This is a genomic window from Tenacibaculum sp. Mcav3-52, from assembly GCF_022347665.1.
GTDB classification, from domain to species: Bacteria; Bacteroidota; Bacteroidia; order Flavobacteriales; family Flavobacteriaceae; genus Polaribacter; species Polaribacter mesophilus.
This window is the reverse complement of the sequence record NZ_JAKRGE010000008.1, coordinates 13,461-37,451: the sequence shown is the minus strand read 5'-3', so window position 1 is coordinate 37,451 and position 23,991 is coordinate 13,461. Positions and strand designations below refer to the sequence as shown.

The 23,991-nt window shown below is 30.7% G+C and carries 27 protein-coding genes; 11 read left to right on the top strand and 16 right to left on the bottom strand.

All coding sequences use genetic code 11. The annotated features are described in order from the left end of the window. Positions 1–58: 58 nt before the first annotated feature. Entirely contained in the window at positions 59–1,243 is a 1,185-nt protein-coding gene (locus MHM83_RS15720) for an N-acetylmuramoyl-L-alanine amidase family protein (RefSeq protein ID WP_073183796.1), read from the bottom strand. A 94-nt stretch (positions 1,244–1,337) separates the two neighbouring features. On the opposite strand from MHM83_RS15720, the gene MHM83_RS15715 reads away from it, so the two are divergent. From MHM83_RS15715 to MHM83_RS15705, 3 genes are all read left to right on the top strand, one after another. Further along, the gene (locus MHM83_RS15715; protein ID WP_239180808.1) at positions 1,338–4,040 is read left to right on the top strand and encodes a putative LPS assembly protein LptD; all 2,703 of its coding nucleotides are present in this window, start codon (positions 1,338–1,340) and stop codon (positions 4,038–4,040) included. A gap of 63 nt (positions 4,041–4,103) precedes the next feature. Next, a complete protein-coding gene (locus tag MHM83_RS15710) occupies positions 4,104–4,484 on the top strand; it encodes a Rid family detoxifying hydrolase (protein ID WP_239180806.1) in 381 nt (126 codons plus the stop codon). Positions 4,485–4,576: 92 nt separating this feature from the next. Next, complete coding sequence (locus MHM83_RS15705) at positions 4,577–5,062, top strand: hypothetical protein (RefSeq protein ID WP_239180803.1); 486 nt, start codon at positions 4,577–4,579, stop codon at positions 5,060–5,062. A 109-nt stretch (positions 5,063–5,171) separates the two neighbouring features. On the opposite strand, the gene MHM83_RS15700 is transcribed toward MHM83_RS15705, so the two are convergent. The 3 genes from MHM83_RS15700 to pfkA form a co-directional block, all read right to left on the bottom strand. After that, a complete protein-coding gene (locus MHM83_RS15700) occupies positions 5,172–5,534 on the bottom strand; it encodes a methylglyoxal synthase (RefSeq protein WP_099216252.1) in 363 nt (120 codons plus the stop codon). A 66-nt stretch (positions 5,535–5,600) separates the two neighbouring features. Then, the gene (gap, locus tag MHM83_RS15695) at positions 5,601–6,593 is read right to left on the bottom strand and encodes a type I glyceraldehyde-3-phosphate dehydrogenase (RefSeq protein ID WP_239180801.1); all 993 of its coding nucleotides are present in this window, start codon (positions 6,591–6,593) and stop codon (positions 5,601–5,603) included. A 23-nt stretch (positions 6,594–6,616) separates the two neighbouring features. Beyond that, positions 6,617–7,600 carry a 6-phosphofructokinase gene (gene pfkA / locus MHM83_RS15690; protein ID WP_047789124.1) on the bottom strand — a complete coding sequence of 328 codons (984 nt, stop codon included), beginning with the start codon at positions 7,598–7,600 and terminating at the stop codon, positions 6,617–6,619. Positions 7,601–7,730: 130 nt separating this feature from the next. On the opposite strand from pfkA, the gene MHM83_RS15685 reads away from it, so the two are divergent. Next, positions 7,731–9,458: a sodium:solute symporter family protein gene (locus tag MHM83_RS15685; RefSeq protein ID WP_167713578.1), complete on the top strand. Its 1,728-nt coding sequence runs from the start codon at positions 7,731–7,733 to the stop codon at positions 9,456–9,458. A 37-nt stretch (positions 9,459–9,495) separates the two neighbouring features. Here MHM83_RS15685 and MHM83_RS15680 read toward each other — a convergent pair whose 3' ends face one another. Next, positions 9,496–10,866, bottom strand: a complete 1,371-nt coding sequence (locus MHM83_RS15680; protein ID WP_239180799.1) for a tetratricopeptide repeat protein — start codon at positions 10,864–10,866, stop codon at positions 9,496–9,498. Between the two features lie 195 nt (positions 10,867–11,061). On the opposite strand from MHM83_RS15680, the gene MHM83_RS15675 reads away from it, so the two are divergent. Further along, a complete protein-coding gene (locus tag MHM83_RS15675) occupies positions 11,062–11,403 on the top strand; it encodes a DUF2853 family protein (RefSeq protein ID WP_047789126.1) in 342 nt (113 codons plus the stop codon). Positions 11,404–11,493: 90 nt separating this feature from the next. Continuing rightward, positions 11,494–12,918 (top strand): L-serine ammonia-lyase, encoded by a 1,425-nt coding sequence (locus MHM83_RS15670; RefSeq protein WP_239180797.1) that lies wholly within the window; start codon positions 11,494–11,496, stop codon positions 12,916–12,918. A gap of 3 nt (positions 12,919–12,921) precedes the next feature. Here the strand turns inward: MHM83_RS15670 and MHM83_RS15665 are convergent, their stop codons facing one another. From MHM83_RS15665 to MHM83_RS15655, 3 genes are all read right to left on the bottom strand, one after another. After that, positions 12,922–13,560, bottom strand: coding sequence for a SanA/YdcF family protein (locus MHM83_RS15665; protein WP_239180795.1), 639 nt, complete (start codon positions 13,558–13,560; stop codon positions 12,922–12,924). Further along, a complete protein-coding gene (gene yaaA / locus MHM83_RS15660; RefSeq protein WP_167713577.1) occupies positions 13,561–14,319 on the bottom strand; it encodes a peroxide stress protein YaaA in 759 nt (252 codons plus the stop codon). 93 nt (positions 14,320–14,412) lie between these two features. Further along, positions 14,413–15,195 (bottom strand): MBL fold metallo-hydrolase, encoded by a 783-nt coding sequence (locus MHM83_RS15655; RefSeq protein ID WP_073183804.1) that lies wholly within the window; start codon positions 15,193–15,195, stop codon positions 14,413–14,415. A gap of 75 nt (positions 15,196–15,270) precedes the next feature. Here MHM83_RS15655 and MHM83_RS15650 point away from each other — a divergent pair, with 75 nt between their 5' ends. The 4 genes from MHM83_RS15650 (at position 15,271) to MHM83_RS15635 (ending at position 18,355) form a co-directional block, all read left to right on the top strand. Beyond that, a complete protein-coding gene (locus MHM83_RS15650; protein ID WP_047789131.1) occupies positions 15,271–16,713 on the top strand; it encodes a hypothetical protein in 1,443 nt (480 codons plus the stop codon). A 66-nt stretch (positions 16,714–16,779) separates the two neighbouring features. Further along, positions 16,780–17,325 (top strand): RNA polymerase sigma factor, encoded by a 546-nt coding sequence (locus MHM83_RS15645; RefSeq protein WP_047789132.1) that lies wholly within the window; start codon positions 16,780–16,782, stop codon positions 17,323–17,325. Positions 17,326–17,360: 35 nt separating this feature from the next. Further along, positions 17,361–17,897, top strand: a complete 537-nt coding sequence (locus tag MHM83_RS15640) for a hypothetical protein (RefSeq protein WP_047789133.1) — start codon at positions 17,361–17,363, stop codon at positions 17,895–17,897. Next, positions 17,897–18,355 carry a hypothetical protein gene (locus tag MHM83_RS15635; RefSeq protein WP_047789134.1) on the top strand — a complete coding sequence of 153 codons (459 nt, stop codon included), beginning with the start codon at positions 17,897–17,899 and terminating at the stop codon, positions 18,353–18,355. Before MHM83_RS15640 ends, MHM83_RS15635 begins: the two co-directional genes overlap by 1 nt. 33 nt (positions 18,356–18,388) lie before the next feature. Here MHM83_RS15635 and MHM83_RS15630 read toward each other — a convergent pair whose 3' ends face one another. From MHM83_RS15630 to kdsB, 5 genes are all read right to left on the bottom strand, one after another. After that, positions 18,389–18,586: a hypothetical protein gene (locus MHM83_RS15630; RefSeq protein ID WP_239180793.1), complete on the bottom strand. Its 198-nt coding sequence runs from the start codon at positions 18,584–18,586 to the stop codon at positions 18,389–18,391. Between the two features lie 135 nt (positions 18,587–18,721). Beyond that, the gene (locus MHM83_RS15625) at positions 18,722–18,988 is read right to left on the bottom strand and encodes a hypothetical protein (protein WP_239180791.1); all 267 of its coding nucleotides are present in this window, start codon (positions 18,986–18,988) and stop codon (positions 18,722–18,724) included. 22 nt (positions 18,989–19,010) lie between these two features. After that, on the bottom strand, positions 19,011–19,637 hold the full coding sequence (locus tag MHM83_RS15620; protein ID WP_239180790.1) for a CatA-like O-acetyltransferase: 627 nt from the start codon (positions 19,635–19,637) through the stop codon (positions 19,011–19,013). Then, positions 19,638–20,324, bottom strand: a complete 687-nt coding sequence (locus tag MHM83_RS15615) for an HAD family hydrolase (protein WP_047789138.1) — start codon at positions 20,322–20,324, stop codon at positions 19,638–19,640. Beyond that, the gene (kdsB, locus tag MHM83_RS15610; protein ID WP_073183808.1) at positions 20,317–21,051 is read right to left on the bottom strand and encodes a 3-deoxy-manno-octulosonate cytidylyltransferase; all 735 of its coding nucleotides are present in this window, start codon (positions 21,049–21,051) and stop codon (positions 20,317–20,319) included. The genes MHM83_RS15615 and kdsB overlap by 8 nt, the downstream gene beginning before the upstream one ends. 489 nt (positions 21,052–21,540) lie before the next feature. On the opposite strand from kdsB, the gene MHM83_RS15605 reads away from it, so the two are divergent. Next, positions 21,541–21,894: a hypothetical protein gene (locus MHM83_RS15605; RefSeq protein ID WP_239180788.1), complete on the top strand. Its 354-nt coding sequence runs from the start codon at positions 21,541–21,543 to the stop codon at positions 21,892–21,894. A gap of 91 nt (positions 21,895–21,985) precedes the next feature. Here the strand turns inward: MHM83_RS15605 and MHM83_RS15600 are convergent, their stop codons facing one another. From MHM83_RS15600 to idi, 3 genes are read right to left on the bottom strand one after another with little or no spacing between them, the layout of a single operon-like run. After that, positions 21,986–22,957 (bottom strand): type I phosphomannose isomerase catalytic subunit, encoded by a 972-nt coding sequence (locus MHM83_RS15600; RefSeq protein ID WP_239180786.1) that lies wholly within the window; start codon positions 22,955–22,957, stop codon positions 21,986–21,988. Between the two features lie 3 nt (positions 22,958–22,960). Further along, positions 22,961–23,374, bottom strand: coding sequence for a 6-pyruvoyl trahydropterin synthase family protein (locus tag MHM83_RS15595; RefSeq protein ID WP_073183816.1), 414 nt, complete (start codon positions 23,372–23,374; stop codon positions 22,961–22,963). A gap of 2 nt (positions 23,375–23,376) precedes the next feature. Further along, positions 23,377–23,898, bottom strand: coding sequence for an isopentenyl-diphosphate Delta-isomerase (gene idi, locus MHM83_RS15590; protein ID WP_167713572.1), 522 nt, complete (start codon positions 23,896–23,898; stop codon positions 23,377–23,379). Positions 23,899–23,991 lie beyond the last annotated feature (93 nt).

Sequence of the window (23,991 nt, the reverse complement as noted above, 5' to 3'; positions counted from 1 at the left end):
ATTTATACGAGCGAAAATAATAATAATTTTGCGAGTATATATATAGAATACCTCTAAATTAACGGTTTTTCAATGCTTCTTTTATTGAAATTCGTTTTCCGTTTTTAAAAGCTACAATCCAAGCATCTTTATAACCTTTACTTCTTACTTTGGGTAAAACTTTTTTTATTTCAGACAAACTTGGTAAGTTTCCATAATAATATTTATAATAATTATCTATAAATAAATACTCTACATTTTCTAATCCTTTAAAACTACTTGTTGAAAGTTTTTTTCTTGATGCTGCTACTTGTATTCTAAACATCACTTTAGCAGATACAGGTTTTGATAGAGATGCTTTTTTTTCTAAAATGTTATCTTTTTTTACAACTTGTATATCTTTTTCTGCAACCTTATTTACTACTTCATTTTCAACTAGCGGTGCGTTTACCGTTATAGTTTCACTAATTGTATTTAATTTTAAACGTTCAAAGTATTTTCTAATTGCCTGCGCTATTGATTTTGCCATCTTTAGCTGCCCTTTTCTAGAGTTTAAAAACTTTCCTTCATTTTTATTTGTTAAAAACCCTAGTTCTATTAAAACACTGGGCATTACTGTTTCTCTTAAAACTAAAAAATTTGCTTGCTTTACTTTTCGATTATTTCTTTTTATTGCTACAAAGTTATTTTGTACCAAACCTGCAATACCTAAACTATTTTCTAAATTTTCTTCTTGAAGTACAGATAATCCAATAACTGATTCTGGTGAATTCGGATCATAATCGTAATTTTGTTTATAATTGTCTTCTAATAATATTACCGAGTTCTCTTTTTTAGCAATCTCTAAGTTTTCTTTGTTTCCACTCAATCCTAAAACAAACGTACTTGCTCCATGCGGATCAGATCTTCTAAAAGCATCACAATGTATAGATACAAATAAATCTGCTTTTTTATCATTTGCAATTTTAGCTCGATTATGTAATTCTACAAAAACATCTTTTTTTCGAGTATAAACTACTTGTATATCTTTTGATGTTGATAGCTCTTTTCCTACATCTAATGCTACTCTTAAAGCTATGTTTTTTTCTCTGTAACCATTCCCTAAGTTTCCAGGATCTTTACCTCCATGACCAGCATCTAAAACAACAGTATACTTTTTTTGAGCTGAAACCGACGCTATACTCCCTAACAAAACTGTTAAAGAAGTAAGAATAATTAAGCATGATTTTGATATATTATATTTACGGAAATTTAAGAATTGCATCAATAAAATTTAACTATTTTTGGTTTTTAAAATATAGGCATTCAAATAACACGCCAAAGTTTTTAAATATAACACAAAAATAGTATTAATAATATTGCGAGCAAATCCAACTTACATACTTTTAGCCCTATCTCTTTTTTGTTTTCAATTAAGTATTGCCCAAGAACCTATTAAGGAGGCTATAAATATTCAAAAAACTAATAAAGATTCTACATATAATACTGCTAAAGATACTTTAATAGGGTTAAAAAATAACGACCTTGTTTATAAGAAAAGAGACACAATTGTTAATGACTCTATTAAGCCTAAAGAAGTTATTGATGGTATTATTACCCACGATGCTGAAGATTACACCATACAAAGTACTAAAAATAAAACAATTACTTTATACAACAAAGCTCATGTAACATACACCGATATTGATTTAAAAGCTGGAATTATTATTTTAGACTATAAGAATAATATGGTATATGCTAAAGGTATAAAAGATAGTACAGGATACCATCAAAGACCTCAGTTTAAACAAGGTGGACAAGAATCGGAACAAGATTCTATTTTATTTAACTTTAAAACTAAAAAAGCTTTAGTTTACGGTGTTAAAACAAATCAAGGTGGAATTATTACTTATGGTGAAAAAACAAAACGAGTAAATGACTCCACTATATACATGAGAAGGTTACGATTTACCACTTCAAAAAAGAAAATACCAGATTATTATATTCAAACAAATAAAGCAAAACTAGTACCTGGTAAGAAAATTATAGTTGGTGGTAGTAATTTAGTATTAGCAGATGTTCCTACTCCTGTATATTTACCCTTTGCTTATTTTCCTTTAACAGACAAAAGAACTTCTGGTTTTATTATTCCTTCTTGGGGGGAAAGTAATAACCAAGGTTTTTTTATGCAAAATGGAGGTTATTACTTTGCACTAAGTGATTACTTTGATTTAACTGTATTAGGAGATTTATACACCAATGGCAGTTGGGGGTTAAATGCTTCCTCTAACTATTATGTGCGCTATAAATTTAGTGGAAGTTTTAGTGCTCGTTTTGAAAACATTATTCAAGGAATACGTGGTCTCAGCGATTATCAAAAATCCACCAATTTTAACCTTAGATGGAGTCATAGTCAAGATTCTAAGGCGAGTCCAAACTCTCGTTTTTCTGCCTCTGTTAACTTAGGTAGCAGTAAGTACTACCGTCAATCTTTAAATGAATTTAATAGTTCTCAGTTCTTAAACAACACATTAAATTCGTCTATTTCTTATTATAAAAATTTTGTAGGCACTCCTTTTAACCTTAGCGTAACTGCTACTCATTCACAAAACACCAATACAGAATCAATTACTATGACGCTTCCTTCTTTACAACTTAATATGGATCGTATTTATCCATTTGCAGGTAAAGGAGGAATTAAAAAGAATCCTATTCAAAAAATGGGATTAAATTATAGTATGCAGGGGCAATATCAAATTAACACCACAGATGACGAGTTTTTCACTTCTAAAATGTTTCAAACGGCAAAAAAAGGGATTCAACATAATTTAAGCACCAATACCAGTTTAAAAGCTTTTAAATATTTTACATTATCACCTAGTGTAAATTATAAAGATGTTTGGTATTTTGACCAAATTAAAAAGAGATATGATCCTACCGCAGTAAACAAAGACGGTAATTTAGGAGCGGCAGTTAACGACACTATTAGTGGTTTTACACGTTATAATGAATATAATTTTGGTGTTTCTTTATCTACCAATATTTATGGTACATTTAACTTTAAAAAAGGACGTTTAAAGGCTATTCGACATACAATTAGACCCTCTATTTCATACGGATATCGTCCAAATTTTGCTGATGATTACGATTTAACAGTACGCCAAAGTTCTGATCCAAGTGACTTACTAACCTACTCTCCCTTTGAAGGCGGTATTTATGGAACACCTGGAAGTGGAGTTTCAAACTCTATTGGTATTTCTGTAAACAATGTTTTAGAAGCTAAAGTAGCCCCAAAAGACCCCGATAGTGATGAAGAAGATAAAAAAATCACCATTCTTAACAACTTAAATTTTAGCACAAGCTATAACATAGCTGCTGACAGTTTACGTTGGTCTCCTGTAAGAGCCAACGCTGGTACACGTCTTTTTAAAGACAAACTAGCTTTAAATATGAATGCTACCTTCGACCCGTATCAAGTAAACAGTAAAGGCCAAAGAATAAATAAAATTAATGGCAATATCTTTAGAATGACTAACTTGGGAGTAACAGCTAATTACTCTATTTCTAGTAAAGATTTTGAAAAAAACAAAGATGGTGGAGATAATGATGATGATAAAAACGGTAATGGAGCACAAGACACTCCTGATGTTTTTGGGGAAGGTATAGGACCTACTAATGGATTTCCTAACAACACTAATAACAAAAATGAAGAAAGCGAAACAAAAGAAACAGAACTATACAAAGCCAAAATACCTTGGACTCTTAATTTAGCTTACAGTATGAGTTATACAAATAACGGGTTAACAAGTCAAATAGGTAATAATACATTAATGTTTAGCGGCGATGTTGAACTTTCGCCTAAATGGAAAGTTGGTTTTTCTTCTGGTTACGATATTAAAGACAACGCTTTCACCTACACTAGATTAAACTTTTCTAGAGATTTAGATAGTTGGCGATTTAATTTTAATTGGACTCCTTTTGGTGTTAATTCTTCATACAATTTCTTTATTGGAGTGAAATCTTCAGTATTGAGCGATTTAAAGTGGGATAAAAATAAACCACCAGATAGAGTTTTATTTTAGAAGTTAGAAAAATCTAACTTTTCCCTTTTAACAAAGCAAACAACTTTATAAACTCAAACTAAAATGAAAAAAATAATCACAACAGACAAAGCTCCAACTCCAATTGGTCCATATAACCAAGCTGTACTTAGTGGAAATACTTTATACACTTCTGGACAAATAGCTATTAACCCTGAAACTGGTGAATTAGTTTTAGATTCTATTGAAGCAGAAACGAAACAGGTAATGCAAAACATGAAAGAAGTATTAGCTGCTGCTGAAATGACTTTTGAAAACGTTATTAAGACTTCTATTTTCATTTCTGATATGCATAACTTTTCAAAAATTAATGCTGTTTATGGTGAATATTTTGATGATGCCACTGCTCCTGCTCGTGAAACTGTAGAAGTTGCTAACTTACCTAAGTTTGTAAATGTAGAAATTAGTATGATTGCTGTTAAATAGCTAAAAAAACTAACCTCATTACGCGGACGGTATCAGCTCATTAAAACAACAGATATTTTAACTATTATAACACATTTGACTAAAATAACGAGATGAAGAAAAACCAATTGAACATTCTTACTTTTTTACTTTTGTTGCCAGTTTTTGCAATTGGACAAATTCCAAAAGGTCATTTTTTAGATGCAGACGATTCTACTAAAAAAGGATATAAAGTCAAGCCCTTTAAACAGAAAAAAGAAGGAATTTATCATTACGCAATTCTAACTGAATTGCCATTCGAAAATGATTGTGAAAAAGACTTATCGAAAAAAGAGCAAATTGACTGTTCCGAAAACAGACTAAACGAATTGATAAATGAAAAACTGACTTCAGAAATTGAATTCAAAGGGAGCGTTTATATCTATTTGACTGTAACTGAAAACGCGGAAATTCAAAACATCAAAGTAAAGTCATATCCACAGACAAATGAAATAGATAAATTATTTACGGAAGCAATTAAAAAAATTGATGTTAGACCTGGGAAATACAAGAAGAAAACTGTCAAATCGAGACTTTGGACGAGTTTCAAATATGAGTAAAACGTGTAACTAAACCGATAACTAATGGTTACACGAACATATAGCCAAACATTTTAATCAATCAAAAAAGAGAAACAATTATATGTTTCTCTTTTTTATTTATAATCTTTTATATCGCTTTTATTAATAATTCCGCTGTCGATGGATTTGTAGCTAACGGTACATCATGTACATCACACAAACGCATTAACATTGAAATATCTGGTTCGTGTGGATGTTTTGCTAATGGATCTCTAAAAAACAACACCATTTGACATTTCCCTTCTGCTACTCTACCTGCAATTTGTGCATCACCCCCAATAGGTCCTGATAAATATTTTGTTACTTCAAAACCTGCTTTTTCTGCTTTCTCCCCTGTTGTTCCCGTTGAAATTAACTGAACACTTTTTTGGCGTAAAACTTCTTTGTGTTCATTTAAAAACTGAACCATTTCAGCTTTCATTCCATCATGTGCTATAATTGCTATTTCCATAAATAGTGTTTAAAAAAGTATTCCCGCAAAAAGCGGGAATACAATATTACAAAATTTTTTATGCTTTTATAAAGAAGCTGAATACTCTAGTAAATCTACAATTTTTGTAGCATATCCAAACTCATTATCGTACCAAGAAATTACCTTGAAAAAGTTTTCGTTTAACTCTAAACAAGCATCAGCATCAATTACTGATGTTCTTGTTTCTGAAACAAAATCTTGTGACACTACCTCATCTTCAGTATACCCTATAATTCCTTTAAATTCACCTTCTGAAGCTTCTTTTAATGTTGCTAAAATTTCTTTTAACGAAGTTGCCTTATCTGTTCTAAATGTTAAATCAACCAAAGAAACATCCGCTACAGGAACTCTAACAGCCATCCCTGTTAATTTACCTTCTAGTTCTGGAATAACCTTTGTTACAGCTTTTGCTGCTCCTGTTGATGTAGGTATAATATTGTTAACTACTGAACGTCCTCTTCTCCATTTTTTGTTAGGTCCGTCAACTGTGTTTTGTGTTGATGTTGCTGCATGAACCGTAGTCATCAAACCTTCTTTTAACCCAAAGTTATCGTGAATTACTTTTGTTAATGGGCCTAAACAATTTGTTGTACATGAAGCATTTGAAAAGATATTTTCATCAGCTGTTAATTCTTTATGGTTTACCCCCATAACATACATATTAGCATCTTTAGAAGGCGCTGAAATAATTACTTTCTTTGCTCCTCCTGTAATATGCATTGCTGCCTTATCTTTATCTGTAAAAAAACCTGTAGATTCAATTACATATTCTGCTCCGGCTTCATTCCATTTTAAATTTTCAGGATTTCTTTCAGCAGTGATTCTTATTGTTTGTCCATTTACAACTAAGTTTCCATTTTTTACTTCAACATCTCCTTCAAAACGTCCATGAACAGAATCATACTTCAATAAATAGGCTAAATAATCTACATCTAACAAATCGTTAATAGCCACAACTTGAATGTTGTCTCTTTTCATTGCAGAACGGAATGCTAATCGACCAATTCTTCCAAATCCGTTAATTCCTATTTTTATCATTATTTAAAATTTTATATTCTTGTTTAAGTGGTCATAATATCTGATACGCGTAATAATTCGGTATCAATATTATGTTGACCTTTGATTGCTTTTTCTAAATCGGTAGAAATTACTTTATTATCTTTTAACCCTACCATCAAGTTTGTCTTTCCATCAAGTAAAAGTTCTACAGCACTTACTCCTAATCTACTTGCTAAAACTCTATCAAAACATGATGGAGAACCTCCTCGCTGCATATGTCCTAACACAGAAACCCTTACTTCATATTCAGGTAAGTTTTCTTCCACATAATCAGCTAATTCAAATACATTTTTACCAGTTTTATCTCCTTCCGAAACTACTACGATACTTGACGATTTCCCTGACCTTCTACTCTTCTTCAAAGATTCCAACATTCTTTCTAACCCTAAGTCTTCTTCAGGAATTAAAATCTCTTCTGCTCCTGCTCCAACACCAGCGTTTAATGCTATAAATCCTGCATCACGCCCCATAACCTCAACAAAGAAAAGTCGATTATGAGAAGATGCAGTATCTCTAATTTTATCAATTGCTTCTACAGCTGTATTCAAAGCTGTATCGTAACCAAGTGTATGACTTGTTCCTGAAATATCATTATCTATGGTTCCAGGAATTCCTATTATAGGAAAATTGAACTCTTGATTAAAAATCACTCCTCCTGTGAAAGAACCATCTCCACCAATCACCACTAAGGCATCTACATTGTTCTTTTTTAGACTTTCGTAGGCTTTTTGACGTCCTTCTTTAGTTCTAAAATCTTTTGAACGAGCCGATTTTAAAATGGTACCTCCCTTGTGAATAATATTATTAACACTTCTAGCGGTCAACGGAATTAAATCTCCTTCAATCAACCCTTGATATCCTCTGTAAATTCCCATACAATCCGTTCGGTAATAAGCACAAGTCCTTACAACAGATCGTATCGCGGCATTCATTCCTGGAGCATCCCCTCCAGAAGTCATCACTGCTATTTTTTTAATTTTTCTCATAAAAACGAATATCAAATTTACTCAATTTTAGTCATTTTTTAATAAAAAACAATAAATTCATTTTGCTTTTTAATTGAAGTTTAACGTTTAATATTATTTGGTTACTTTTAGCCAACAAATAAAACAAACTATGTTATTAACCTCTCTTGATTATATTATTATTTTCGGTTTTTTTATTCTTTCATTACTTATTGGTCTTTGGAGTTCAAAATCAGCAGGAAAGAACAGTTCCGAATTCTTTTTATCAGGAAGAAATATGCCATGGTGGTTGTTAGGGGTTTCTATGGTTGCAACTACATTTGCTGCTGATACTCCTGGATTGGTTACTGAACTAGTTAGAGAAAATGGTGTTTCTGGTAACTGGGTTTGGTGGGCAATGCTTCTTACAGGAATGCTTACCGTATTTTTTTATGCTAAACTATGGAGAAAATCAGGAATAACTACCGATTTAGAGTTTTATGAGCTACGTTACTCTGGTAAGATGGCTAGCTTTTTAAGAGGTTTTAGAGCTATTTATTTAGGTGTTATTTTTAACGTAATTACAATGGCAGGTGTTTGTTTAGCCGGAGCTAAAATTGCTAATATTTTATTAGGCATATCACAAGAAGAAACACTTTTTTATTCTTCAATAGTTATTGTTATTTACTCTTCTTTAGGTGGATTAAAAGGTGTTTTACTTACTGATTTTGTACAGTTTTTAATTGCTATGGTTGGTTCTATTTGGGCTACTATATATATTGTTGGTTTACCAGAAATTGACGGACTTTCAAATTTATTGACACATCCTAACGTAAGTGACAAACTAGCAATGTTTCCTGATTTCTCAGATAAAGAAGCATTAATTACTTTATTTATAATTCCTTTTGCTGTACAATGGTGGAGTACTTGGTATCCTGGAGCTGAACCTGGTGGTGGTGGTTATATTGCGCAACGTATGTTAGCTGCTAAAGATGAAAAAAATGCTACTTGGGCTACTTTATTTTTCAATTTTGCCCATTATGCATTACGACCTTGGCCATGGATTATTGTTGGACTTGCTTCATTAATTATTTTTCCAAGTTTGGATAGTATGAATCAAGCATTTCCTAGTTTAACAACTGAAATGCAAGGACACGATGTGGCTTATGCTGCAATGATGACCTACTTACCTGCTGGATTATTAGGAATCGTATTAACCTCTTTAATAGCTGCTTTTATGAGTACAATTTCTACTCAATTAAATTGGGGAAGTTCATACATTGTAAATGATTTTTACAGTAGGTTTATAAATAAAAATGCTTCTGAAAAGCAAAAGGTAGTAGTTGGAAGAATATCAACTATAGTTTTAATGTTGTGTGCTGCTCTTTTTTCTTTCTATTTACAATCAGCTAAAGGAGTTTTCGATTTGCTGCTACAAATTGGTGCAGGAACTGGACTGTTATTTATTTTACGTTGGTTTTGGAGTAGAATTAACCCATATAGTGAAATTGCTGCAATGGCCATATCTTTTATAATTGCTGTTTTCTTTTTTATCAATGGAAAAATGGAGATTCCATTTACTCAAATTGCGGGATATTGGCAATTAATTATTGGCGTTTTGGTTACTACTGTAGGTTGGGTTATTGTAACTCTTTTAACAAACCCCACCAATACTAAAACCTTAGAAAAATTTGATAGTCTTATTTTTGAGAACGAAAATAAATTTAAAAATGTTGGATATAAAATTTTAGGGTTTATAACTGGAACTATAGGTATTTACAGCTTCTTATTCGCCTCTGGAAATTGGATTTATGGTGAAACAACTCTAGCTGCAACACTTTCAATAATCTCCTTAATTTGTATTTTAATTTTAAGAAAAATATGGAAGTTTGTTTCTTAACACAATTAATACTTACTAGTGTTAAACATGAAAGCCTTTATTGAACAGCTTTATCGTAATTAGATATAATTTTTTTTATTCTTTTATTTTCAAAAACAGAAGGAAATAAGTCCTTAACAATTGTATGATATTCAAAATCGATGGCTAAAGCATTATTCAAATGAGCCACTCCATACTCTTCTTTTCCTAGAATCATAAACAATCCGCAAAGTCTATACTCAATTTCTGCAAATTCTTTATACGTTTTTTTTGCTTGAATTAATATCTTAAGTGCTTGATTAAATTCTCCTAAAAACAATAAAACATCTACTAAAGCAATGTAAATTTCAATCTCTTTATCTCCTAAAGATAAGCAGGTTTTAAAAGCCTTAACTGATTCTTCGTAAAAATTAAGTTTTAAATTAATATCTCCATAACGCCTCCAATATAAAACATTTGATTCATCTATATGAATTGCTTTATTTATATAGTACAATGCTTTTTCATAATTTCCTTGATTATAACAAGCATTTGTTAATAAAACCCAGCCTCTATCTAAAAGAGGGTCTTCATGTACTGCCTTTTTATAAAAGTGTATTGCTGTTTGTGTGTTTTCAAGTTTATCATAACACTCCCCAATCCTTATATAAGCATAAGCCGTTGGGTCATCTAATTCCAGTGTAACCAAATAATTATCTATTGCTTCTTCATAGCGCTTTAATTCTTCTAAGGATTTTGCCTTTTCTAAATACCCCCCTATAAAACTATCATCAATCAATACTGCATAATCAAAAGCTGTTAATGCTTCTTTAAACATTCCTAGTTCAAAATATTGCCTTCCTAATTGATGCCATGCGACTTCACAATATGGATTTTTATCTAAATACGAATTTAAAAATTTTATTGCGTCTTCATGACTACCCTCCATATCAAAACAATAAACTATATTGTACAACGATGAATAATCTTCATAATCTACCTCAATACACTTTGCAAAATTCAAACGTGCATTTTCAAAATCATCAAGATACAAGTACTCCATACCTATCATAGACCAAACATCAGATGGATCTTCTATATACTGTAAAGATTCTTTTAAAATAGCAATTGCTTCTGTGTGCTGTTTCTTTTTAGATAAGATAATTGCTTTTTGGATAAATACTTCATCATTATGAGGTTCTACAGCTTCGATATTAGATAACATCTTAATTGCTTCATGCAATTCATCTTCAAAAATTAAAATTTCTACTTTCATTAATTTTAATTGAATTGAAGACGGATGCTGCTCTAAACCTAACTGTACGGCTTTTTTTGCCAACGACTGCTTACCTATATTTAAATAATGCTCTATAATTGTCTCAAACTCTACAGCATCGAAAAAATATACCTCGTTGGTTTTCAACATAGATTCAAATTTTGATATTGACATGGGCTACAGATTTGAATTTATATAAAGTTACTGCAAGAATAATACCTATTTACTGGTATGTTTATTTCTTTTCAACAATTTAATTAACAATATAAAACATTCGTTTTTATTAAAAATAAGTTATTTGAAAGAGTTAATTATTTTTCTATCTTTGAAAGAACATAAAAATTAATATCTAATTTTAAACAAAAAATCATGAGTAAATTTGACGAAAAAGTGGCGCTTTATAAAAAGTTTATGGACGATAGAGATATTCGTTCTAACACTGATTTATTAACTGCTGTAACAAAAGGACTAGGCCCTTCTATTTATAAAAAAGATGCTGAAACCGTATCAGGAAGTGACCCTAAAGAACTAGAAACTGTTAAGAAAAACTTCTTAATGAAAAAATTAGGTTTAGCTGATGGACCTGAATTAGATAAAGCTATTGGAGAAGTAATGGAAAGAATTGGAAAGTCGGAAAGAAATAAGTATCGTGCAGTTGTATACTACATGTTGGTTAAGAAATTTGATAAAGAGTCTGTTTACGGAATGTAATAACCTCTCTTTCTAAAAAATATAAATCCTGTATTTAAGTTTTAAATACAGGATTTTTTTATTTTAGCCGCCAACAAACAACTTATATTTATGTCGCAATTTATTAGTGTTTTTGACATGCTTAAAATTGGGGTGGGACCATCTAGTTCTCATACTCTAGGCCCTTGGAGATCGGCTCAACAATGGATTCAAAAATTAAAAGATACAAATGAATTTCTTTTAATTGAAGAGATAAAAGTGGACTTATATGGTTCTCTTTCATTAACAGGCAAAGGGCACGCAACAGATTTAGCTGTTTTATTAGGTTTAAGTGGAGCTGATCCTGAATATATTCCAATTGAAACAATTGATGTTATTATCAATGATATTAAAACTAAAGAACTTTTATTTTTTAATAATGAAAGAAATATTGCTTTTGCCAACGGCTCAGTAACATTCAATAAAGAGTTTTTACCTTTTCATGCTAATGGAATGACTTTTAGAGGATATGCTAACGGTGTAGAAATTTCTACAGAAACATACTATTCTATTGGTGGAGGGTTCATTGTGCAAGAAGACGATAATCTTGCTGAAGATATTGAGATAAATAAGCAAAACTTTCCGTTCCCTATCAACAGAGCTACTGAGCTTGAAGCCTATTGCGAAAAGGAAGAATTAAATATTTCTGACATTGTTTACCAAAATGAACTTGTAATTAATTCTGCTGAAGACATCGACAAAGAATTGCATCGCATATGGAACACTATGTTAGAATGTATGTACATAGGTTGTCACACTCAAGGAATTTTACCTGGCGGATTAAATGTAAAACGACGTGCATTTGAAACACACCAAAGACTTATTAAAGAAGCTGAATATACGAACCAACAAGAATGGATTACTGCTATTAGAAGTACAGAAGTAAAATTCCGTGAAATTTTAAAATGGGTAAGCTGCTTAGCTTTATCTGTTAACGAAGTGAATGCTTCTTTGGGTAGAGTTGTTACTGCTCCAACCAACGGAAGTGCTGGAGTTATTCCTGCTGTAATAATGTATTATTTAGTAATAGAAAACCACGATGCTACTTTTGAACATGTTAAAAAATTCTTGCTAGTTGCTGGAGAAATAGGAAGTATTTTTAAGAAAAATGCAACAATTTCTGCTGCTATGGGTGGTTGTCAAGCTGAAATTGGTGTATCCTCTGCCATGGCCGCTGCTGCATTAACAGAATTGTTAGGCGGAACTCCGTCACAATGCTTAGTTGCTGCTGAAATTGCCATGGAACATCATTTAGGACTTACTTGTGATCCTATTGGCGGATTGGTACAAGTACCTTGTATTGAACGTAACGCTATGGGGGCAATTAAAGCTATTAATGCTGCTGAATTAGCCTTAGAAACCAATCCAAAAGAATCTAAAGTTCCTTTAGACAAAGTAGTAGATACTATGTGGGAAACGGCTAAAGACATGAATAGAAACTACAAAGAGACTTCAGAAGGTGGTTTAGCTGTTACTGTTCGTTTAGCTGATTGTTAAGAGTTATTTTATTTCAACAGGTTCTCCTAAAAACTTGGGTTTAACATTTAAGAGAATATCTACAAATACTTTTACCCTTGCTAAATATTCTCTTAATTGAACTTTCATAGCTTTTTTTCCTGAAACTCCTCTGGCGTTATATCCTATTGCTTCAATATCAAAATGGTTTGCCAAATACAATGCTCTTTCATTATGAAATTGTTGAGATATTATTGTTACTGAGGTTTGACCAAAAACTTCTTTTACCCTTACTACTGAATCTAAGGTTCTAAAACCAGCATAATCTAAATAAATTTTACTCTCAGGAATTCCTGATTCAATCAAATCATTTTTAAAATCGGTTGGTTCATCATATCCTTCGGAGCCATTATCGCCACTTACTAAAATAAAATCAATTTTTTCAGCTTTGTATAACTCCACAGCAGCATTCAAACGAAATTGATAATACAGATTTATTCTCCCATCAGACAAATACTTTACCGTACCTAATAACAGCCCTACTTTATTTTTAGATATATTTTCTGTAGAATTAAATAATTTTCCTTCTGCATTATTAATTATTACTTTGTTTGAAACATAAATAGAAGTAACAACTAGTAGACAACCTAAAAGAAAAATAATAGCAACTTTTTTTCGTTTCATCTATCTTGTAAATACTAATTCAGTTTCGGTAGACATTTCTTCAGAAAAACCATATCCTTCCACATCAAAACCTTTTAACTCTTCTAAAATCTCCACGTTATTATCTATAATGTAACGCACCATTAATCCACGAGCTTTTTTAGCAAAGGTCATAATAGTTTTATACTGTCCATTTTTAAAATCTTTAAAAACGGGAGTTATCATAGGTACTTTTAATGCTTTTTTAGGAAGCGCCTTAAAATATTCTGTACTTGCTAAATTAATTAACAACTCTCCATCTCCTAATTCTTCATTTAGCGACTCAGCCAATGTAGTATCCCAAAACTTATATAAGTTTTCTCTTCTACCTACTTTTAACTTAGTTCCCATTTCTAAACGATAAGGTTGAATTAAATCCAACGGTTTTAACAAACCGTATAACCCTGATAAAATTCTTAATTTCTCTTGTAAAATAGAAATCTTATCTTCTGATATAGAACTGGCATCAATACCTCTATACACTTCACCTGTAAATGCAAATACTGCTTGTTTTGCATTATCTAAAGAAAAAGGAGGTTGCCAATCTTGATTTCTATCATAATTTAAACTTGCTAAATCATCAGAAATCTTCATTAACTCGCTTAATTTTTTTCTTGACAATGTTCTTAACTTCTTATTCAGTTTTTCAGATTGCTCTAAAAACCTAGGTTGCGTATATACATCAGTAGTAGCTTTGCTTTCAAAGTCTAACGATTTTGCTGGTGATATTATAATTTTCATGCTATAAAATTTAGAGTAAAAATAAGAAGCTATTTTAAAATCATCAATTACTTCAGGTAATTTAAATTGATTGTAGTATTAATTTTTTTAATACTAAACTTGTAATCCGTCATAAGCTAAAAACACATTCTCTGGTAATTCTTTTTCAACCTCATCATGTAATCCTAAAAGCTCACTAATATGTGTTAAATATGCTTTTTTAGGTTTAATTTCCTCTATAAAACTTAACGATTCTTCTAAGTTAAAATGTGTTTTATGAGGTTCTCTTCGTAAACCTGTCACAATCAAAACATCAAGGTTTTTTAGTTTTTCTTTCTCTCCTTCTGAAATAGTTTTAATATCGGTTATATATGCTACGTTATTAAAACGATATCCGAGAATCGGTAAATTACCGTGCATTACTTCAATTGGAGTAACCTCTACTCCCTCTAACTCAAAACTTTCTTTATGTGAAATAATCGTTGGAGCTACACTTGGTGCACTTGGGTATCGATTTTCTGTTGCAAATATATAATCATATCGCTTTTGTAAAACTCCTAGCACTCTTTTTGTTAAATATATAGGTACTGGTCCTATTTGAAAGCAGTACGGACGAATTTCATCTAAACCAGCTATATGATCTGCATGTTCATGGGTAAATAAAATCCCTTTAATCGAAGCCACCTCTTCACGCATCATTTGCTGACGAAAATCTGGACCACAATCAATCACATAGTTAATATCACCCCATGAAACTAACACCGAAGATCGTAATCTTTTGTCTTTCGGATTTTTAGATAATGCCACAGGATGTTTACTGGTAATCATTGGAACTCCAGTAGAAGTTCCCGTTCCTAAAAAAGTTATTTTTACTTGATTTTTTTTCTTCATTTTCATCACAAAAATACAACAAAAATTGTCTGTTCGTTTGTAATTTCAGTACATTTGTACTACGTAACAAAAAATAACAAAATGGCAATTACGTTAAAAGGAGATCAAAAAATAAACACTGTACCAACTACCAAAATGAAAGCGTTAAAGATTAACTTAAACGCACACATATATGGAACTTTTGCAGAGATTGGAGCTGGTCAAGAAACTGTTCGTAATTTTTTTAGGGCTGGTGGAGCCTCTGGTACAATAGCGAAAGCTATGAGTGCTTATGATAAAGACTTCTCTGATGCCATTTATGGAATTGAAAAAGACAATCGTTATGTTACAGAGCCTCGATTAAAAAAGATGCTAAAGCACGAAATGGATTTAATTGAAGAGCGACTTGATCGTCAAAAACATCCTGATAAATTGTTCTTTAGCTATGCTAATACAGTGGCAACGATTAACTTTACTAAAAAGTTTAAAGGTCATGGATGGGTTGGAATTCGTTTTCAATTAGATCCACTAGAAGATTATAACGAAATTGTTTTACACCTACGTTTTAAAGAAACAGATGCACGTCAACAACAAGAAACATTAGGCGTTTTAGGTGTAAACTTAATTTATGGTGCTTATTATTTAAATGATAATCCGAAAGATTTATTAAAATCTTTTTACGATAATATTGACAAAGATCGTTTAGAAATTGATATGATTAATTTCTCTGGACCTCGTTTTATGTATGTTGACAACCGTTTAATGAGCTTACAACTTGTTAAAAACGGAATGACAAATGCTGTAATGTTTGGTCCTGATGGAAACAACTTATTGCCTGCACAAGTACTTTATAAAAAAAATATATTAGCCCTTAGAGGAAGTTATAGACCTGTAACAAAGGTTAATATGGACATGTTTGAAAGTGCTAAGCAATTGTTTTTTGACGAGAATAAGGTAGACCCTAAAAAAACTAAAATTATTTTTGAAATTACGTTAAGTAATCTTCGTGCTGAAGGAGAAATTAATGAACGTGACTTTTTAGACAGAGCAGAACTATTATGCTCTCTTGGTTTGAATGTTATGATCACCAACTACCAAGAGTACTTTAAGCTTGTAGAGTATTTTAGTGAATATACTAAGGAACGTATGGGGCTTGCAATGGGGGTTTATAATCTTATTCAAATTTTTAACGAGAAATATTACCGTGATTTAAGTGGAGGTATTTTAGAAGCATTTGGAAAACTTTTTTACAGAGATTTAAAAGTTTATATGTATCCTTATAAAAATGAAGAAACTGGTGAATATATTACTAGTGAAAACCTTAAAGTGCACCCTAGAATGAAAGAACTTTATAAGTTCTTCAAAAATAACGGTAGATTAATTGATATTAAAGACTTTAATCCCGATATTTTACATATTTTCTCTAGAAAAGTTTTAAAAATGATTAAAAACGGAGAAGATGGATGGGAAGAAATGCTTCCTAAAGGAGTTTCTGAAACTATCAAAGAAAAACGTTTATTTGGTTGCACAAAAAGAATTAAATAGTATTTTTTTATTACTCTTTTTAAACCTTTAACTATCTTTATAGTCTAACAGCTAAATAGTTTTTAGTTGATTGACGAAATTACACTTATAGATCAATTGCAGCAACCTACCACAAAACAGGTTGCTTTTAAAAACCTAGTATCGCAATATAAAGAGCGATTGTATTGGCATATACGAAAGATTGTAATTTCTCATGAAGATGCTGACGATGTTTTACAAAACACCTTTATAAAGGTTTACAAAAATATTAATCAATTTAAAAGAGATAGCAAACTATTTTCTTGGATGTACCGAATAGCAACCAATGAAGCTATTACCTTCATCAATAAAAAAGCTAAAGAGAAAAACATTCATATTTCTGATTATCAACTACAAATTACTTCCACTCTAGATAGCGATTATTGGTTTTCAGGTGATGAAATTCAACTTATTTTACAAAAAGCAATTGCTACATTACCTCAAAAACAACAATTAGTTTTTAATATGAAGTATTTCGATGAAATGAAATATGAGGAAATCTCTGAAATTCTTAACACATCTATTGGAGCTTTAAAAGCTTCTTATCACATAGCAACAAAAAAAATAGAACATTTTATAAAGAACTATAATTAAACCTTTTACTATAAGAATAGTCTTACTAAAGTATAATGAATAAAAAAAATAAACATACTATAAATTTCTCAAGCCTAAAAGCTGGTAAGAATTGTGGTTTTTCAATTCCTCAAAACTACTTTGAAGAAATTGAAGAAAAAATTAATACTTCCATTTTTATAGATAGTTTACCAAAAAAGAAAACGTTCAATACTCCTGATGATTATTTTGACACAATCGAAACTCAAATTCTATCAAAATTAGTTACAGAACAAACTACAGAAACGAAAGTAATTTCATTACGTAAAAGAATTTTACAGTACATCCCTTTAGCCGCTGCAGCTTCAGTTTTACTTTTCATCGGTTTTAATTATTTTAATACTCAAAAAATTACTTTCGAAGATATAACCATTACCGATATTGAATCTTGGTATGAAAATGGATACGGTGATATTGACAATAATGAGCTTGCAGCAACATTAAACACGTCTGAACTAGATGAAGATATATTAGCCTCTATTAGTGATGAAACACTAGAAGACTACTTAAATTCTGTTGATACAACAACACTCATAAATGAAATAGAACAATAATGAAAAAAAAATTATTTATATTATTCGTAATTTTCACTTCCTTTTTTTCTGTTCAAGCGCAAACAAGAAAAGGAAATTATGAAAAGGTTAAAGCTTTTAAGGTTGCTTTTCTTTCTGAAAAGTTAAACTTAACAGAAGAAGAAGCCAATAAGTTTTGGCCACTATATAATGTATATGACAAAAAAATGATTGAACTTCATAAAGCAGAACGCTACAGTATTAAAAAGAAAATACTTAGTTGTGGAGGAATTGATAGCTTAACTGATAAAGAATCAAAAGAAATTGTTAATAAAATTAAGTCCGTTTCAAAAGAACAATATGAAACTAAAACTAATTTTTATGATAAACTTTCTACCTTTTTATCAGATAAAAAAATCCTCACCTTGGAGGTGGCTGAACATGAATTTCACCGAAAGCTCATAAAAAAGCTAAAGGGTGAAAAAAAGAAACATCGATAAGTAAAAAAAGGAAGCTTTAAAAGCTTCCTTTTTTTACTTATCGACTAAGGCTAAACAAACATTTAAATCTGGTTTATTAGCCGTAAATTGTTTTAGCCAAATAGTTAGTTCATCTATTTCATAAGGTAGTAATCTACCTAAAGCTTTTTCAAGCTCTTTACAAAATAAATCAGCGTTAAAACTAACCTTTTGAAGCACAGTTTTCGTGTACTCATACATAGCTCTTGCCATTTTTATTGGGGTTATCTGTTATTAAATACTGAACGTAATTTACAAATTTTTATTCCAAGTAGAGTGTTAAAGTTTATCCAAAAAAAATGCGAGACTTATTCAAGTCTCGCATTTTTAGTCGTATAATTTACAATACTATAAACTATTCACTTTTTCTATTAAAGCATTTGCTCTAGTCTCTAACTCTGTATTAATTGATTTATAGTAAGCTTTCTTATTTTCAACGTTTTTTGCGTTAACTTTAGCTATTAAATCATCAAAAGTTACAATAACCTCATCTACAATAGCATCTGCCTTTGCTTTATCTGCTTCAGGGTTTAACTCTTTTGTTATTTGACAAATACTAATAATATCTCCTAACGTATAGTTAATATCTTTCTTTAAATTTTTTATGCTTGCCATAATTATAAATTTTGATGCAAAATTAATCGATTTTATTCAATTCTTCTTGAAATTTTTCAAAAAACTGCCCTACATGATATCCATCTACCAAAGCATGATTTACATTAACAGCCACAGGCATTAACATTTTTTTATTTTGCTCCTTTATTTTACCAAAAGCTAATTGAGGCACGCTATCATTTTTATTTCCTGAAAAAGGTTCTTTATGCCCTGTAAAGCTTACCCAAGGAATGGCCGAACAATGTATACATCCTAAAGAGTACTTAGACGGAAACAAATCATTAGAATTTAAAATTCGTTCTTTTTCCTTTTGAAAGTTACAATTGAATTCCTCAAACTTTTCAGAATAATCTATATATGAGAATCCAAAAGTGTTATCAGGCCTTGCAATAGTTGCTGAAGCGTTGATTACTTCGTAAACAGCTATTTTATCACCTTCTAATCTATATTTTAAATTCTCAACTGCATTTATAGCTTTCATGCAAGCATGTAAGTATCGGACAAAAAAGGACTGATTCTTTTCTTTTGCTAATTGATAGATTATAGACACATCTACATCTACAACTAATCCAAAAGTTGGATCTTCTAAAGTTCTAAAATGTTTAAAAAGCTCTTTCCTATTCCAACTTTCAATATCTAGGTATTTCATTTATAAAAATTTTAATACATCTGTAATACTAGATACTGTTTTGTAAGCATCTGATTTTTGCTCTTCTTTAACCTCTTCGTGTGCCCATGTTGTATGAAACGGAACATGAATCGCTGTTGCTCCTATTTCAATTAACGGTAACACATCTGATTTTAATGAGTTTCCTATCATTAAAAACTCTGAAGGATTAATATCTAAGCGTTTTACTAATTTTTTATAATCAGTTTTTTTCTTCTCACTCATCACTTCTGTATGATGAAAATATTTTAAAATTCCTGATTTTGCCAACTTACGTTCTTGATCTAACAAATCTCCTTTGGTTGCTACAATTAACTTATATTTTCCATGTAATTCTTGCAACACCTCTTCTACCCCATCTAGGAGTTCTATTGGTTTTTCTAACATATCTTTTCCTATTTCAAGAATTTCTTCCATTTTTTTAGGACTAATTTTATAGTTAGAAATTTCTAGCGCACATTCAACCATTGACAGCATAAAACCTTTTACTCCGTACCCGTATATTTTAAGATTTTCTATTTCTTTTTTAAATAACTCTTGATGGATTTTATTCTCTGTTTCATAATCGGACAATAATCGAGCAAAATCATCTTCAGCATCACGAAAGTAAGTCTCGTTTACCCAAAGTGTATCATCTGCATCAAAAGATATTATTTTAATATTATTCATTTTCTAGTTGTTTTATAGCTTTCTCTAAATCTTCAGGAGTATCAATACCAATACTCTCCACTGAAGTTTCTATCATCTTTATTTTTTTTCCTACTTCTAAATAACGAATACATTCAATTTTTTCAGCAGCCTCTATTGGTGTCATAGGGGTATGATAAAAATCAATTAACGCTTCTTTTCTGAACGCATAAACTCCTTTGTGCTTATAATAGTTTACAGGAACTTCTTTATCTCGATGATATGGAATTATACTTCTTGAAAAATAAATAGCAAAATCATTTGTATCAGTAATTACCTTAACGTTATTTGGATTTTGAATATCTTCTTTATTCGTCATTTTTACTTTTAGTGATGCTAAATCTATTTCTTTTTGAATATCAGATTTAAAAACACTAATTAGTTTTGATAAGGAAACTGTATCAATAAAAGGTTCGTCTCCTTGTACATTTACCACAATGTCTACATCTAAATTTTCAACTGCTTCTGCAATTCTATCAGAGCCACATTCATGTTCTTTTTGACTCATTAAAACCTTACCTCCTACTTTTTCTATAGAGTTGTAAATTACTTCGGAATCGGTTACCACATATACCTCATCAAAAAGGTTTGCTTTTACAGCTGCTTCATAGGTTCTTACAATTACAGGTTTTCCTCCTAAATCTTTCATCAATTTCCCTGGAAAACGTGATGCACTATAACGTGCAGGTATCATTGCTATTATCTTCATAAATAATCATAAGTATTTACGTATCAAAGATACGTATTTAAACTGCCATCATAAAAACTGATAATACTCACATTGATAAAACTTTAACATTAAATACTTTTTAGTTTTGTTCAATTATTAAAAACTTTTACTACTTTTGAGTCATTATGAAGACGCTTTTAGGTACATACACGTTTATTTTTAACACAATCAATTCGATTATGTGTACTGCCCGCATGCATAAACAATATGTATATGTAACTAAAAGCACCCAAAGAAACAGATTTAAACATCGATTTTAAACAATCAATTTTAATATAAATTTAACCAAAGGTGCTTTTTTAAAAAAGCACCTTTTTTATTTACTAATATTTTAAATTTTAAACATTATGAACACTTTTAAGTATCGAAACTCAATTAGAAAACATGTAGCCTCAACTGTAATGTACTCAGTACAAAATCCATTTTACAGAGATCCGGAATTACTAATACTTAATCCTTAAAATTATCATGAAAACATTAAATATCACATCAAACAGTCAGCCAAATCAATTTATAGTTAACAAAAAGCAGGTTAGCAAAAACAAAGTGTTAAAAACTTCAGTTTTATACGATAAAATTGAATCTAGCGCGAATACTTCTTTAGGCTTTTATCCAGACTCTTCTAATTTTAGTTTTAACAGTATTGAGTTTGATCTGTTAGGCAACGCATACCTTAATGATAAACTTGTTATCAAAAACAATATTAAAAAATTGAGTGATACTGAGATTATTTTCAATATAACAGTATCTAAAAAAGAAGAAAAGAAACGAAATATTATATGTACAGCTACTTTTGGCTATACAATTAAAAAAGCGTCTTAATTATTCCTAAAAATTGATTTTACAATCAATTAAGCAATCGTTAAGTTAGTTTGGTTTGTTTATAAGCTTAGGAGATTCTTTTCTCTTAAGCTTATTTTATATACGTTTCTAATAGTTCTGAAGAGTTTTCTGATAAAATTTCCACTTTATCAATACATGCTGGTACCAAGATTGTTTCTCCTTTTCTTACAACTTCTTGTTGACTTTCATAAAAGAATGTTACCTCCCCTTCTACGCACATATAAATTACGAAGCAATCTTTTTTAGATAAATCTATTTCTTTTTTCCCCTCCACTGGTAATATATTTGTTGTAAAATAAGGGCATGCAACAACTTTATTCGCTATATTTTTTTGTTTCTTATAAGTTGTTTTATAGGAACTTTTAGCTGAGAAATCAATAGCTTCTAATGCTTTTTCAGTATGGAGTTCTCGGTAATTACCGTCTATATCTTTTCTATCCCAATCGTAAATACGGTAAGTTATGTCTGAGGTTTGTTGAATTTCAGCAATCAGTAAACCAGCACCAATAGCGTGTACTCTTCCTGGTGGCACAAAATAAACATCTCCTTTGGACACTTTATCTACATTTAAAATACTTAAGAGCGTCTTGTTATTTAGGTGATATACGTATTCTTCTTTATTAGAGTTTTCTTTAAAACCTATAATAATATTAGCTTCATTATCGGCTTGCATTACATACCACATCTCTGTCTTCCCAAAAGACTCTTGAAGTTCTGCTAATTTATCATCAGGATGTACTTGAATACTTAAAACCTCTTTTGCATCAATAAATTTTATTAATAATGGAAACTGCTCTCCAAAAGTTTCATATACATATTCACCTACTAAATCGTTCTTATACTCTTTTAAAAGACTTCTTAATGTTCTTCCTTTAAGGTTACCATTACTAACAACCGATTCATCTCCATCAACATCTGAAATTTCCCAACTCTCTCCAATATTGGATCCGTCTGAGTTTTTATGAAGTAGTAGGTTTAGTTTTTTTCCTCCCCAAACCTTTTGCTTTAAAATTGGAGTAAATCTTAGTAATTGGTTTATCATAAATTATGTACCTCTATAAGTTACGTAGTTTCTTGGAGTTTCATATAATGTAATTGCTAAGTCTAATTTTTCTGGAATACTTACACGTAACTTATTATAAATTACTACTGATATGTTTTCTACTGTAGGATTAACATTTTTAAACTCCTTTACTTCAATATTTAAGTTTTTATGATCCAATAGATCTTCAACCTTCGACTTAATTAAATCTTTCAGCTTACCTAAATCATATACATATCCTGTTTCTTGATCTATCTCACCAGTTAATGAAACAATTAGCTCATAATTATGACCGTGGTAGTTAGGGTTACTACACTTACCAAAAACCTCGTAATTTTTCTCATCAGACCATTTAGGGTTAAATAACCTATGTGCTGCATTAAAATGTGCTTTTCTGTGAACTGTTACTTTAGGCATAATTAAATATACTTAGATATTTTATCGTACGATTCTTTAAAAATTATTTTAAACCAAGCTGTATACTTTTCTGGATGATTATCTATATCATTTTTCACCTCCTTTAAAGGCATCCATTTATATGACGCCACTTCTTCAGGGTTTACAATAGGTTCGTCGTTAAATCGACCAATCATTACATGATCGTATTCATGCTCTGTTAAGCCATTATCAAACGGAGCTTTATAAATAAAAGAGAATACTTCTTCTAACTCACATGAAAACCCCATTTCTTCTTGTAATCTACGTTTTCCAGCTTCAATGTTCGATTCTCCATCTCTTTGGTGTGAACAACAAGTATTTGTCCATAACAAAGGGGAGTGATATTTTTCAGCAGCACGTTGTTGTAACATCAATTCATTTTTATCATTAAAAACAAATACCGAAAATGCCCTGTGTAGTAAAGCTTTTTCATGTGCTTCAATTTTTTCCATTAATCCTATCGGATTATCTTGCTGATCAACTAAAATTACTTGCTCTTTCATCTAGAAAATTTACGAAAAGCAAACTTACAAAATTGCGACCAGTTCAACAATTAAAACCTTTTGAACAGTTCGCTTTAAAATGTATCTTTGCAA